Annotated in this window: 13 protein-coding genes; 10 read left to right on the forward strand and 3 right to left on the reverse strand. The window is 65.1% G+C overall.

The annotated features are described in order from the left end of the window. Positions 1-10 precede the first annotated feature (10 nt). A complete protein-coding gene (locus PQQ53_RS13445) occupies positions 11-931 on the reverse strand; it encodes a LysR family transcriptional regulator (RefSeq protein ID WP_408142171.1) in 921 nt (306 codons plus the stop codon). 106 nt (positions 932-1,037) lie between these two features. On the opposite strand from PQQ53_RS13445, the gene PQQ53_RS13450 reads away from it, so the two are divergent. The 4 genes from PQQ53_RS13450 to PQQ53_RS13465 are packed head-to-tail and all read left to right on the forward strand — an operon-like array spanning position 1,038 to position 4,623. After that, positions 1,038-2,321, forward strand: coding sequence for an aromatic ring-hydroxylating oxygenase subunit alpha (locus PQQ53_RS13450; protein ID WP_408142169.1), 1,284 nt, complete (start codon positions 1,038-1,040; stop codon positions 2,319-2,321). Further along, positions 2,318-2,818, forward strand: coding sequence for an aromatic-ring-hydroxylating dioxygenase subunit beta (locus tag PQQ53_RS13455; RefSeq protein WP_408142167.1), 501 nt, complete (start codon positions 2,318-2,320; stop codon positions 2,816-2,818). Before PQQ53_RS13450 ends, PQQ53_RS13455 begins: the two co-directional genes overlap by 4 nt. 49 nt (positions 2,819-2,867) lie before the next feature. Further along, the gene (locus tag PQQ53_RS13460) at positions 2,868-3,260 is read left to right on the forward strand and encodes a tautomerase family protein (RefSeq protein WP_408152656.1); all 393 of its coding nucleotides are present in this window, start codon (positions 2,868-2,870) and stop codon (positions 3,258-3,260) included. A gap of 46 nt (positions 3,261-3,306) precedes the next feature. Then, complete coding sequence (locus tag PQQ53_RS13465) at positions 3,307-4,623, forward strand: MFS transporter (protein ID WP_408142163.1); 1,317 nt, start codon at positions 3,307-3,309, stop codon at positions 4,621-4,623. 7 nt (positions 4,624-4,630) lie between these two features. On the opposite strand, the gene PQQ53_RS13470 is transcribed toward PQQ53_RS13465, so the two are convergent. Next, the gene (locus PQQ53_RS13470) at positions 4,631-6,130 is read right to left on the reverse strand and encodes a PAS domain-containing sensor histidine kinase (RefSeq protein WP_408324466.1); all 1,500 of its coding nucleotides are present in this window, start codon (positions 6,128-6,130) and stop codon (positions 4,631-4,633) included. A 237-nt stretch (positions 6,131-6,367) separates the two neighbouring features. Here PQQ53_RS13470 and PQQ53_RS13475 point away from each other — a divergent pair, with 237 nt between their 5' ends. The 5 genes from PQQ53_RS13475 to PQQ53_RS13495 all read left to right on the forward strand — a co-directional run bounded on the left by PQQ53_RS13475 (position 6,368) and on the right by PQQ53_RS13495 (position 10,533). Beyond that, positions 6,368-7,540, forward strand: coding sequence for an acyl-CoA dehydrogenase family protein (locus tag PQQ53_RS13475; RefSeq protein WP_408142161.1), 1,173 nt, complete (start codon positions 6,368-6,370; stop codon positions 7,538-7,540). Positions 7,541-7,630: 90 nt separating this feature from the next. After that, entirely contained in the window at positions 7,631-8,017 is a 387-nt protein-coding gene (locus PQQ53_RS13480) for a hypothetical protein (RefSeq protein ID WP_408142159.1), read from the forward strand. A gap of 20 nt (positions 8,018-8,037) precedes the next feature. Continuing rightward, positions 8,038-8,553: a nuclear transport factor 2 family protein gene (locus PQQ53_RS13485; protein WP_408324432.1), complete on the forward strand. Its 516-nt coding sequence runs from the start codon at positions 8,038-8,040 to the stop codon at positions 8,551-8,553. Then, positions 8,550-9,674, forward strand: coding sequence for an amidase (locus PQQ53_RS13490; RefSeq protein ID WP_408142155.1), 1,125 nt, complete (start codon positions 8,550-8,552; stop codon positions 9,672-9,674). The genes PQQ53_RS13485 and PQQ53_RS13490 overlap by 4 nt, the downstream gene beginning before the upstream one ends. Before the next feature lie 115 nt (positions 9,675-9,789). Next, positions 9,790-10,533, forward strand: coding sequence for an SDR family NAD(P)-dependent oxidoreductase (locus PQQ53_RS13495; RefSeq protein WP_408142153.1), 744 nt, complete (start codon positions 9,790-9,792; stop codon positions 10,531-10,533). Positions 10,534-10,753: 220 nt separating this feature from the next. Here PQQ53_RS13495 and PQQ53_RS13500 read toward each other — a convergent pair whose 3' ends face one another. Further along, positions 10,754-11,404: a response regulator transcription factor gene (locus PQQ53_RS13500; RefSeq protein WP_408142151.1), complete on the reverse strand. Its 651-nt coding sequence runs from the start codon at positions 11,402-11,404 to the stop codon at positions 10,754-10,756. A 323-nt stretch (positions 11,405-11,727) separates the two neighbouring features. Between PQQ53_RS13500 and hpaC the strand changes: the two genes are divergently transcribed. Continuing rightward, complete coding sequence (hpaC, locus tag PQQ53_RS13505; protein ID WP_408142149.1) at positions 11,728-12,273, forward strand: 4-hydroxyphenylacetate 3-monooxygenase, reductase component; 546 nt, start codon at positions 11,728-11,730, stop codon at positions 12,271-12,273. Positions 12,274-12,332: the final 59 nt, after the last annotated feature.

Genomic DNA, 12,332 nt, shown 5'->3' on the forward strand with positions numbered 1-12,332 from the left:
CGCAACGGCGTCACTGCTCGTCGAAGCGCCGCACGATGTCCGCCATGAGCGTGCGCAGCCACACGTTGCCCTCGTCCTGGTCGAAATGCTCGTGCCAGTGCATCGTGACCGCCGCGACCGGCAGACTCACCGGCAACTCGTAAATCTGAAAGCCGCCGCTGCGGTTGAAAATCTGCGCAAGGCGGCGCGGCAGCGTCGCGAACAGATCGGTCACGGCGAGCACGCTCGGCAGCGCGACGAAATGCGGTAGTTCCAGCGCGATATGACGCCCGACGCCTTGCGCGCGGAACTCGTCGTCGAGCGCATGGTGGCTGTGCTCGACCGACGTGATCTGCACGTGCGACGCCTCCAGAAACGCCTTCAGACCCAGCTCTTTCGCGCGCGGCAAGCCGCGTCGCTTGCGCGTCATGCACACATAGGTTTCCTCGAACAATGCCTGATGACGCGTGCGCGCAGTGAGTGTCGGCAGGTTGCCGATGGCGAAATCGAGCCGGCTCGCGCGCAACGCGTCTTCGATTTCTTCGACCGGCAACGGCTCGATGCGCAATTTCACGCGTGGCGCCTGCTGGTGCAAGGCCTCGCAGATCGGCGGCAGATAAGCCAGTTCACCCGCGTCCGAAAGCGACAGCCGGAACGTGCGCGTGCTCACCGCCGGATCGAAATGTTCCGCGTAACGCAGCGCTTCGCGCACCGTGTCGAGCGCCCGCGACACGATCGCCGACAACTCCAGCGCGATCGGCGTGGGCTGCATGCCGACCCGCGTGCGAATGAACAGCGGATCGTCGAACAGCGTGCGCAAACGCCCCAGCGAATAACTGATGGCCGGCTGTGACAGCGCGAGCCGCTGACCGGCCCGCGTGAGGCTGCGCTCTTCGACGATCGCCTGAAAAACGCGCAGCAGGTTGAGGTCGACGTGGTCCAGCGAATTCATCGAGATATCCATGCGGTTGATCTTGGTTTTTATTTTAGATCAATTTGACGCATATCAGTCACTCGGCGAGACTTTGCTCCATCGACCACACCCCCACTACACCGTCATGAGCGAATCCTCATATCAGACCGTCGATGCGAGCGCGCTGTACCAGCGCGCGCAGTCCGACCGCGTGGCCCCGTCGCTGTACTACGACCCGGCCGTCTTCGAAACCGAACTCGAGCGCATTTTCTACAAGACGTGGATCTGGGTCGCGCACGAAAGCGAACTGCCGAACCCCGGCGACTTCCGCACCACGACGATCGGCCGCCAGCCGGTGATCGTCGTGCGCGACAGGAGCGGCGCGGTCAACGTGCTGCAGAATCGCTGCCGCCATCGCGGTGCGACCGTGTGCGAACAGCACAAGGGCAACGCAAAAGGCTTCACGTGCCCGTATCACAGCTGGACCTACGGCCTCGACGGCGCCTTGCGCGCACTGCCGTACGGCGACGGCTATGAAGGCGTGATCGACAAGACGGAACTGCCGCTCGCGAGTCTGCGCGTCGGAATCTATCAAGGTTTGATATTTGCGAGCTTCAATCAGGAAATCGAGCCGCTCGAGGATTTTCTCGGCGGCGCGAAGCCCTGGATCGATCTGTTCATGAAGCAGGGCGCGGGCTATCCGATCAAGGCCAACGGCGAACACCGCTTCCGCTTCAACGGCAACTGGAAGATTCAGCTCGAAAACACGACGGATCTGTATCACTTCCCCGTGGTCCACAAATCGTGGATGAAATCGATCGACGACGAAACCGCCACCGCGATCACCAGTTTCATGACCAGCGACGACGCTTTCTGCCGCTCGCTCGGCAACGGCCATAGCCTCGCGGTGCTGGTGCCCGAACTCGTCGATCTGGACAAGGATGACGGCGCGCCCATTCCCGAACGCTTCGAGGCGCTCGCCGCGTCGCTCGCCAAAGATCATGCGCCAGACGAGGTGCGCCGCATCGTGCGCTCGCTGATGGGCGTCGGCTTCAACCTGAATCTGTTTCCGAATCTCGCGTTGTCGATGGCGTTTTTCCGCGTGCTGCGGCCCATTTCCGCGAATGAAACCGAAATTCGTCACGTCGCGCTCGCGATGGACGGCGGCCCCGACGAAGCGAACCGCGTGCGTCTGCGTATTCACGAACACTTCCAGGGCCCGTTCGGTTTCGGCAGCCCCGATGACGCCGAAGCCTGGGAGCGCGTGCAGCGCGGCTCGCACGCCGGGCCCGATCTGCCGATTCTCGTGAACCGCGGCCTGAATCGCGAGAACACCGCGCCGAACGGCGAAAAGACCGCGCACGCCACCGACGAAACCGGCATGCGCGAAGCGTACGCGCAATGGCGCACGATGATGGAGCAAGCATGATGGACGAGCGCAACACCCTGTTCTCGCAGAAGATCTTCGCCGAGGCGATCGAACTCATCTGGCGCGAAGCCGAACTGCTGGATCGCAAGGACTATCGCGAGTGGCTGACGCTGTGGGACCCGGCGGGCTTCTACGTGGTGCCGATCGAACCCGACGCCACCGACTTCGCCGCCACGCTGAACTACGCGTACGACGATCAGGACATGCGCGAAAAACGCGTGCAACGGATGACGTCCGGCTATTCGGCGTCGGCGAGCGACGCCGCCCGCACCGTGCGCACGGTCTCGCGCTTCACGCTGACGAGCGACGCCAGCGATGAAGTCACGGTGAACTCGGCACAGGTGATCGTCGCGTACAAACGCGGCAAGGCGACGCTGTTCGCGGCGGACCTCACGCATCGCATCGGCTTTGCGAGCGGCGAGCCGCGCATCGTGCAGAAGGTGATTCGCCTGATCGATTCGACCGATGCGTTGAGCGCGATCGGCTTCCTGCTGTGATCGCCTGAACGACGATCGTCGACCCCACGAGCGAAGCGAAAACGACACGATGCCTACACTAGAAGTCTATCTGCCGGCCGGACACGCGCCGGCGCGCAAGGCGCAGCTGATCGCGGATCTCACGCGGGCCACGGTCGACGCGATCGGCGCGCCTGCCGAAGCGGTGCGGATTCTGCTGAGCGAATTGCCGCCGCACGACATCGGCGTGGGCGGCCTCAGCGCGAGCAACGCCCCTGGTGCACGCAGCGCGCTGTTGAGCATCGTCGCGATCCTGATCGCGGGCCGCACGCCCACGCAAAAAGCCGCGTTGATCGCCGCGCTCAGCGAGACCGCCGCGAACCTGCTCGATACGCCACTGGCGGCCGCCCGCGTGATGATCAAGGACATACCGAATACCGACTTCGGCATCGGCGGCCACACCGCGAGGTCACTCGGGCGCTAGCGCCCTTTCCCTCCCCCACGATACCGCGACAACAGCGAGCACGACGATGCAAAACGATACGTTTTCCCCCACGGCCGGATCGCCTCCCGCGTCCGCGATGCCGGCCACTTCGCGGACCTTGCGGCGGATCATCATCGCCTCCGTGATCGGCAATGCGCTCGAATGGTACGACTTCTTTCTGTACGGCACGGCCGCCGCGCTGATCTTCGGGCCGCTGTTTTTCCCGCTGCACGGCGATCCGTTGCTCGGCACGCTCGCCGCGTTCGCGGGCTTCGCGATCGGCTTTCTCGCGCGGCCGCTGGGCGGCGTCGTGTTCGGCCACATTGGCGACCGACATGGACGCAAAGGCGCGCTCGTCGTCACGCTGATGATGATGGGCGTGGCGACCTTCGGCATCGGCCTGTTGCCGACGTTCTCGCAGGTCGGCTTTCTCGCGCCCATCGCACTGGTGTGTCTGCGGATCGTGCAAGGCATCGCCTCCGGCGGCGAATGGGGCGGCGGCGTGCTCCTGATCAGCGAAAGCGCACCGGCCAACCGGCGCGGCTACTACGCGTCGTTCAGTCAATTGGGCGTGGCCGGCGGTTTCGTGTTGTCGGCGGCGGCGTTCTATCTGGTGCAGCGCCTGCCGCTCGAAAGCTTCATGTCGTGGGGTTGGCGCGTGCCGTTTCTCGCGAGCGTGCTGATCTTCGGTGTCGGTGTGTATATTCGCCGGCGCTTGCCCGAAAGCCGCGACTTCGCTGCTGCCAAACCGAAGCACATGCCGGTGCTGACCGTGCTGCGCAATCATCCGAAGCAGGTCTTGCAGGCGATGGGCCTGCGCGTTGCGGAAAACGGCGGCACGTATATCTTTCTGTCGTTCGTGCTGGTGTACGGCAAGACGGTCGGCGTGCCGGTTTCGGTGATGCTCGGCGGTGTGATGATCGCGATGTTGCTCGAACTCGTGACGATCGTGCTGTGGGGCCGCCTCTCCGATGTCATCGGGCGACGCCCCGTGTATATGATCGGCGCGCTCGGTCTCGTGGTGATCGCGTTTCCGGCCTTCTGGCTGATCGACACGCATCAGCCGCTCTACGTGTTCCTGTCGCTCGCGTTGGGCCTGCCGTTCTGCCACGCCGCGATGATCGGCACGCAACCCGCGCTGATGGGCGAACTGTTCCCCACCGAAGTGCGCTACTCGGGCATGGCGCTCGGCCACGAAATCGCATCGGTCTTTTCCGGCGGACTCGCGCCGCTGGTCGCGACCGCACTGTATGCGCAAGTCCGGGCGCCGTGGCCGGTTGCGTTGATGCTGATCGGCTTCGGTCTGATTACCGCGCTGACGCTCATGACCATTCCGAAGAACACGCACACCGCGCATGATTAACGCGCGCTCAGGCGGCCGGCGCAACCGCGAGCGGCAGCGTGAAGCTGCATTCGAGTCCGCCGTGCGGCGCCGGCTTCGCCCAGATCTCGCCGCCGTGCCGCGTGACGATGTTCTTGCACAACGACAGGCCAATGCCGTTGCCGCCCGCCTTCGACGACGAGAAGCCGTCGAAGAGACGCCCATACGCATCGGCGGGCACGCCGGGCCCGTTGTCGATCACCTGGACCTGCGCGTGTTTGCCGCGCAGTTGAGTGACGAGGCGCAACTCGTTATTTCGTGGCAGTGTCGGGTCCGCCTGCGTGCCCTGACCCAACGCGTCGATCGCATTGAACGCGAGATTGAGCAACACCTGGCCGATCAGCACGCGCTCGACATACACCGGCAACGGCTCGCTCGCCTGATCGATCGTAACCGTCACGCCCGCCTCGCGCGCGCGCAATTCGATGAAGTAGGCGGAATCCGCGAGCACCTCGCGCAAGTCGGCATACGTCTCGCTCGGCTCGCGCCTCGCAATGTAATCGCGCACGCTCCGGATGATCAACGCCGCGTGCTCCGCCTGACGATCGGCGCTGCGCAGCCCCCACACGGCATCGTCGAGCGAACCGGGTTGCGCGAGCCGCCGGATCGCCCCTTCGATGAAGTTGCGCACCGCCGCGAGCGGCTGGCTCAACTCATGAGCGATCGCGGTCGCCATTTCGCCCATCGCGTTGTAACGCCCCGCATATTCGAGCAGACGCGCTTCGTTGCGGCGCGCCTCTTCCACGGCCACCTCGTCGGTCACGTCGCGAAAGTGCAGCAGGCGGCCATTGAGGTCGTCTTCGATCTCGATGCGCCGGCACGTAATGCGCAGCCAGCCCGGCGTGCCGTCACGGCGCGTGATCCGGTAACGCTGCGGCGCCGACGGCTGGATGCGCGGCGCCGCAGCGAGCTGCGCGAGCAGACGGTCGCGATCCGGCGCGCTGCAATAGTCGAGCAGGTCGCCCATCGGCGCACCTTCTTCGAGACCGAGCACGCGCCGTCCGGACTCGCTGACGAATTCCACGACGCCTGCGGGCGTCAGGACCGCGACGCCTTCGCCGAGATCCTGCATGAATTCGCGCAGCCGCGATTCGTAGCGCCGCAATGTCTGCTTGAGCGTGTCCTCCGCGCTGATGTCGCGGAACTGCACCATCACGACCGGACGCCCGGCGAGCGGCACATAGGTGGCAATTGCTTCGGACAGCATATCGGCGCCGCTGCGCGAACGGTAGCACCACTCGTAGACCTGCGGGCCCTCGGTGATCGAGCGGTCCATCGCGCCCACGCCGATCTCGCGGCGGTACTTCGGCACCGGGCGCGTCATGTCCTTCGCTTTAAGCGGCAACAGTTCGTCGAGCGTGAAGCCAAGCGCCTCACACGCCGCGCGGTTGGCCCACACGATCGCCTTGGTCTCGGCGTCGTGCAGCAGCACGCACAGCGTCAGCGCGTCGAGCAGGCGGTGAAAATCGGCTTCGGCGGGGAAATTCATCGGGCGTGGCGGCATACGGGTTCGATCTGGTCTGTGCAGAAACATAACACCAGTACCCGCGATCCGTATCTGAAGATTTCTTTAGACGCCCCCGGCGCGTTACCTAAAAGAGCGCCCCGCATCCCAATTGAAGCGTTCTTTTTGCGTTCCTAGACTGGCCTCACCGTGCACGGCGCGTTGTCTTCGACCACACCGTGCGCCCTATTCCCGTCGATATCGAATCAAGGAGAAGCCCACATGTCCGCCACCGCCATCGCCGTCGCCTCCGACTCCTGCCCCGCGTCGATGAGCGCGCGCCTGCCGCTCGCCGACGTGATCGCCGAGATCGCCGCGCGCCGCGACGAATTCGACCGGCTTGCGCATGTGCCGCGCGACATGATCGCCAGGCTCAAGCGCGCGGGCATCTATCGCGCGGCCACGCCGCGGCGCTTCGGCGGCGATGCGCTCGCGCCCACCGCTTTTCTCGACATGATCGAGCGGATTGCGGCGGCCGATGGTTCGGCCGCGTGGGTCGCCAGTTTCGGTTCGGCCAATGTCTATCTCGCGGCACTCCCGCTCCAGACCCAGGCGGAGATCTATGCCGACGGACCCGACCAGGTGTTCGCGGGCGGCCTCTTTCCGGTGCAATCCGCGCAGCCCGCGGACGGCGGCTGGCGCGTGAACGGCACGTGGAAATTCGCGAGCGGCTGCAAGGGCGCGGACTGGCTGGGCGTGGGCATCGGCACGGGCGGCGCGGGCGCGCCCGGCAAGCCACGCACTGCCGTGTTCCGTGCGCATCAGGTGGAAATCGTCGAGAACTGGGATGTGGTCGGCATGCAAGGCACCGGCAGCCACGATCTGCGCGTGCACGACCAGTTCGTCGCCGATGCGTGGACCTTCGTGCGCGGCGGCGAACCATGCGTCGACGAACCGCTGTATCGCTACCCAACCATCGCCTATGCGGCGCAGGTGCTCGCCGTCGTCAACCTCGGGCTGGCCCGCGCCGCGCTCGATGTCGCCAATCAGATGGCCGGCGGGCGCAAGACCACGACCGGCGCGCCGCAACTCGCTGACCGCGCGTACTACCGCATCGAACTCGCCAAAGCCGAGGCGCAATTGCGTTCGGCCCGCGCGTTCTTCTACGACACCACCGATGAGGTCTGGCAATCGATCCTCGCCGGCACACCCGTCACCGCCGATCAGGTCAGCCTGCTGCGTCTCGCGGCCACGCAGATCGCGCGCGAAGGCGCCGAGGTCGTGCAGCGCGCGTACCGGCTTGGCGGCACGATGGCGATCTATCGCACCCATCCGTTGCAGCGGCTGTTGCGCGACTCGATGGTCGTCACGCAGCACGCGTTTCTCGGCGAGGGCAACTATGACGGCGCCGGTGCGGTATTCGTCGGCGTGCCGCCGATTCCCGGTTATTTGTGATCGGCGCTTTTGCGCGATCCGCAGGTTAGGTGAAGCGACCCGATCATTTTCGCTTTGCTCTGTTCAAACGATTTCAAGGAGAACCTACTCATGTCCACCTCGACCGGCAATCCGGCGCTGCCGCTACGCGTTCTGTTCTGCTGTGGCGTCACGCAGAATTTCTTCGATTTGCCCCGCGAGCAGATCGGCACGGTGTGGCAGGCCTACGGCAAGATGCTGGCCGCGATCGAAGCAATGGACGGCGTCGAGGTGCTCGGCATCATGGACGATGACCGCCTCACCGTCGGCCACGCGGACAACTCGCCGTGGACCTTCTACATCATGGCCGACGTGCGCGACTTCGACACGACGGTCGCCGTGTGCAATCTGTATCGCACGACGCCGGTCGGCGAATACAACCTGTGGCGCTATGGCAAGATCGAGGCGCGCGTTGGGCGCGCGTTGCAAGTGCCGCCGCAGCACGCGAACGCGGCGTGAACATGACGGAGCGCGATGCAATGGAGACGAATCCGGATACGCTGCGCGTGCTGAGCGAACGGCTCGCCGCGCTCGAAGCCGAGACTGCGGTACGCCGCACGATGGCGCGTTATATGGCGCTGTGCGATGTACCGTGCGGCGCGCTCGAAGGCGAGACGCTCGCCGCGCTGTTTGCCCACGATGCCGTCTGGGAAGGCATCGGCCCGCAATACGCCAACAAGTTCGGATGCCTGAAGGGTCATGCGGCAATCATCGCGATGCTGTCCCGCTACCTGCCGCCGTCGCCGCATTTCTCGGTGAACGTGCACTTCCTTACGTCGGAAACGATCGACGTGCGCGGCGCCGCCGCGAAGGGCCGCTGGATCATGCTGCAGGCGTCGGGCTATGTGGATGCGCCGGCGGAGCTGATCTCGGCGCGCCTCGAAGTGGATTTCGCGCCAGCGGACAATGGCCGCGACTGGCTCATCACTCACTTTCGCACCGAGCGCCTGTTCGATGCGCCGTGGCAAGTCAATGCAAGGATACCTAACCCATGAACGAGTTTATCCAGACGTTGTCGTTGGGCGGCACAGGAGCGTCGATCGCGATCAAGGACACGATCGATATCGCCGGCTACGCGAGCACGGCCGCAAGCCGTGCGCTGGCCGACACGGCGCCCGCGGCAGAGCATGCGGAGGTCGTCGCGCGTTTGCTCGCGGCCGGCTGGCGCGTCGTCGGCAAAGCGAACATGCATGAACTCGCGTTCGGCATGACCGGCATCAACGACTACACCGGCACACCGCAAAATCCGCAGGACGCTACGCGTATTCCGGGCGGATCGTCGAGCGGTTCGGCTGCGGCGGTTGGCCTGAAGCTCGCCGATGCCGCGCTCGGCACCGACACCGGCGGCTCGATTCGCGGGCCCGCCGCGTGCTGCGGCGTGCTCGGCTTGAAGCCGACGTTCGGCCGCGTGTCGCGGCACGGCGTGGCGCCGCGTGAATCCTCGCTAGATTGCGTCGGTCCGTTTGCGCGCGACATGTCGATGCTGGTGGCCGTGATGCAGGCGATCACCGCCGACTTCGACGCGCAGGCCGCACGCGTGTGGCAAGGCGCGTGCAAGGTCGGCGTCGTGCAGGCCGAAGCGATCCCCGAGATCGGCGCAGCGCTCGCGCGAGCGGCCGATGTGGCCGGTTGCACTGCGCACGCGGTACGGCTCGACGGGCTGGCGGCTGCGTTCGATGCGGGCCTCGCGGTCATCAATGTGGAGACATCGCGCGCATTCGGTCATCTGCTCGAAACCGGCAAGCTCGGCGTCGATCTCGATACACGGCTGCGCGCCGCGGCGAAAACCACCGCCGCGCAACTCGACGCTGCGCAACAGATCCGCCGGCAATTCACCGCGGCCGTCGATCATGCGCTCGATAACGTCGACGTGCTGATTCTGCCAACGCTGCCCGCTCTGCCCATCACACTCGACGAGGCGCGCGGCGGCGCGTCGGTGATCGCGATGTCGTCGCTGATCCGGCCGTTCAATCTGAGCGGCCATCCCGCGTTGAGCTTGCCGCTGCCGATCGCGGGCTCGCCGCTGAAGGCGGGTTTGCAGATCGTCGGACGCAAAGGACAGGACGAACAGGTGTGCGCGATTGCGGCGCGTTTCGAAGCTGCTCTTGCCGCCTGAATGCGATGGGGATCGGGCGGGCCCGAGCGACATCAGGTGACGCATGCTGCCGCGTGTCATGGCGGCGCGTCGTGCCCGCTCTCGCCTGCCCTCGCTTACTAACGGAGTCGAAGTCATGAAAAAAAGAGTCGTCCTCGTCACAGGTGCCGCACGCGGCCTGGGCGCCGCGATTGCCGCGCGTTTTCACGCGGCCGGTTATGCGGTCGCGATCGGCGACATCGCGTTCGCTGCCGCGCAGGCGCTCGCGCGCGATCTGAGCGCCGACGGGTCCAGCGCGTTCGCGCTGAATCTCGACGTCACCGCGAAGGCCGCGTTCGAAGCCGCGCGCGATGCGATCCTCCAGCGCTGGGGACGCGTGGACGCGTTGGTCAACAACGCCGGCGCGTCCAAGGTCGTCCCCGTGATGGAGATCACCGCCGAGCAGTTCGATCAGGTCATCGACGTCAATCTGCGCAGCGTGCTGTTCGGCTGTCAGGTGTTCGGCCAGCATTTCGCCGACGTCGGCCAGGGGCGCATCGTCAACATCGCGTCGCTGGCCGGGCAGAACGGCGGCTCGGCGACCGGCGCGCACTATGCGGCGGCCAAGGGCGGCGTGATTACGCTCACCAAGGTGTTTGCGCGCGACCTCGGCGCGGCCGGTGTGACCGTCAACGCCATTTCGCCGGGTCCGATGGATTTGCCGATCGTGCACGAAAGCGTCGCGCCGGAGAAGCTCAAGGCGGTGATCGCCAATATTCCCGCAGGGCGTTTGGGCTCGGCGGATTATGTCGCCGATGTGGCGGTGATGCTCGCCGCAGAGAATGCCTACTTTGCCAACGGCGCGTGCTGGGATGTGAATGGCGGATTGTTCATGCGGTGAAGGGCGAGAAGGTTCGACGCACGCGGTGCGCTTTGGTACGGTTTTGTACGCGCTGGTGTGCCTGCATGGTGTGCTTTTTGGCGCGCCATCCGGGTGTACCTCCACGCGCCGCGTGTGCTTGCCCTTGCGTTCGTGTTAGCCGTCGCTGTGTCTGTTGACTGTGCGTTCGCAGCACGCAGCGGGAGCGACGTTCGGATGCATCGCCATCGCCCTCACGCCGTCAGCCAGACGCCCCGTCCCCCTCCCACACCGCCATTACTTCGCGCACCAGCATCGCGATCGAAGCCGCGCCGAGTTTGTCCTTGATGCTCGCGCGATGCACGTCGACCGTTTTCACGCTGATCGACAGATCGCTCGCGATGCGTTTGCTGCCCTTGCCGTCGATCACCCCGCGCAGCACTTCCGTTTCGCGCGCGGTCAGCGACTCGATCCGCCTGCGCAGTTCGCGCTGCTTCTGACCGGCGACGTGCCGCTGCGCGGCGAGCTTCAACGCATGCTGCACGCGATCGAGCATCTGCTGCGAGTTATACGGCTTTTCGACGAAATCGATCGCGCCGTTCTGCAATGCGCGCACGGACATCGGAATGTCGCCGTGGCCGCTGACGAAAATGATCGGCAAGTTGGCGCCCCGCCGGTTCAACTCCGCTTGCACATCGAAGCCGCTTTGCTCCGGCATGCGCACGTCGAGCACCAGACAAGCGGGAATCGCCGGATCGAACGCGGCAAGAAACTCGCTCGCATTGGCAAAGCCCGCCGACTTCACGCCAACCGATTCGAGCAGCCATGCGAGCGACGTGCGCATGCCGCTGTCGTCGTCGACGATATAGACGATCGGTGCGGGAGCGGGAACGGATGGCGGCGAGTGAGGCATGGAAGGCGCGGGAGCAGTTCGTGACGGGGTGGTTCGGGACGTGTAGCGCGAACCATCATAGCCAGCGAAAAAAACCGTGCAAAGTGCTAATTACCCTGAAAGTTACGCTGAATCGGCGCTGACAACCCAGTCACGCGCCTGTCGTTCGAATCAAATGTGCACCAGGGCACAGAGGACGCGTGGGGCATTGGGGAAAACTTTAGAAACGTTGGGAAAGACGCCCAGCTGCGCGCCGCGCGTGCGGATTTTTTTCCGGATCCGGATTGATTACGCTTCAATCCAGATCAGCACCCACGATGCCGCGCCCTCAAGGAACCGAGATCATGACCACGACCCCGCCCCCGCTCGCGACCGCCGACAGCGACGCCCACCTGAACGAGAAGCAGCAATTCCGCCAGGCGATGGCGCATCTGTGCGCGGCCGTCAACGTCATCACGACCGCCGGTCCGCATGGACGCTGCGGCGTCACCGCAAGCGCGGTGTGCTCCGTTACCGATACGCCGCCCACGCTGCTCGTTTGCCTGAACCGATCGAGCGCGATGCACGCGACCTTCGAAGGCAACCGGCATGTCTGTGTCAACGTACTGCCCGGCGAGCACGAGCTGCTCGCGCGCCACTTCGCAGGGATGACCCAGGTGCCGATGGAAGAACGCTTCGGCTGGCCGATCTGGGACGACGGCGCACACGGCGTACCGGTGCTGCGCGATGCGCTCGCGAGCCTGCAAGGCGAGATCGTCGATCTGAAGGAAGTCGGCTCGCACTCGGTGATGTTCGTGAAGACGACGCGCATCAGCGTGCGCGCCGATGGTGACGGACTGATCTATTTCGATCGCAATTTCCATCGCATCAAGCGGGTTGCGTCGTGTTGAACGGGGTTGACCAGCGGCAGGCTGTGGTGGTCCGCTACGCTGTGACCTGAGTGCGAACG

It is taken from the genome of Paraburkholderia strydomiana, from assembly GCF_046030495.1.
Classification (GTDB): Bacteria; Pseudomonadota; Gammaproteobacteria; order Burkholderiales; family Burkholderiaceae; genus Paraburkholderia; species Paraburkholderia strydomiana_A.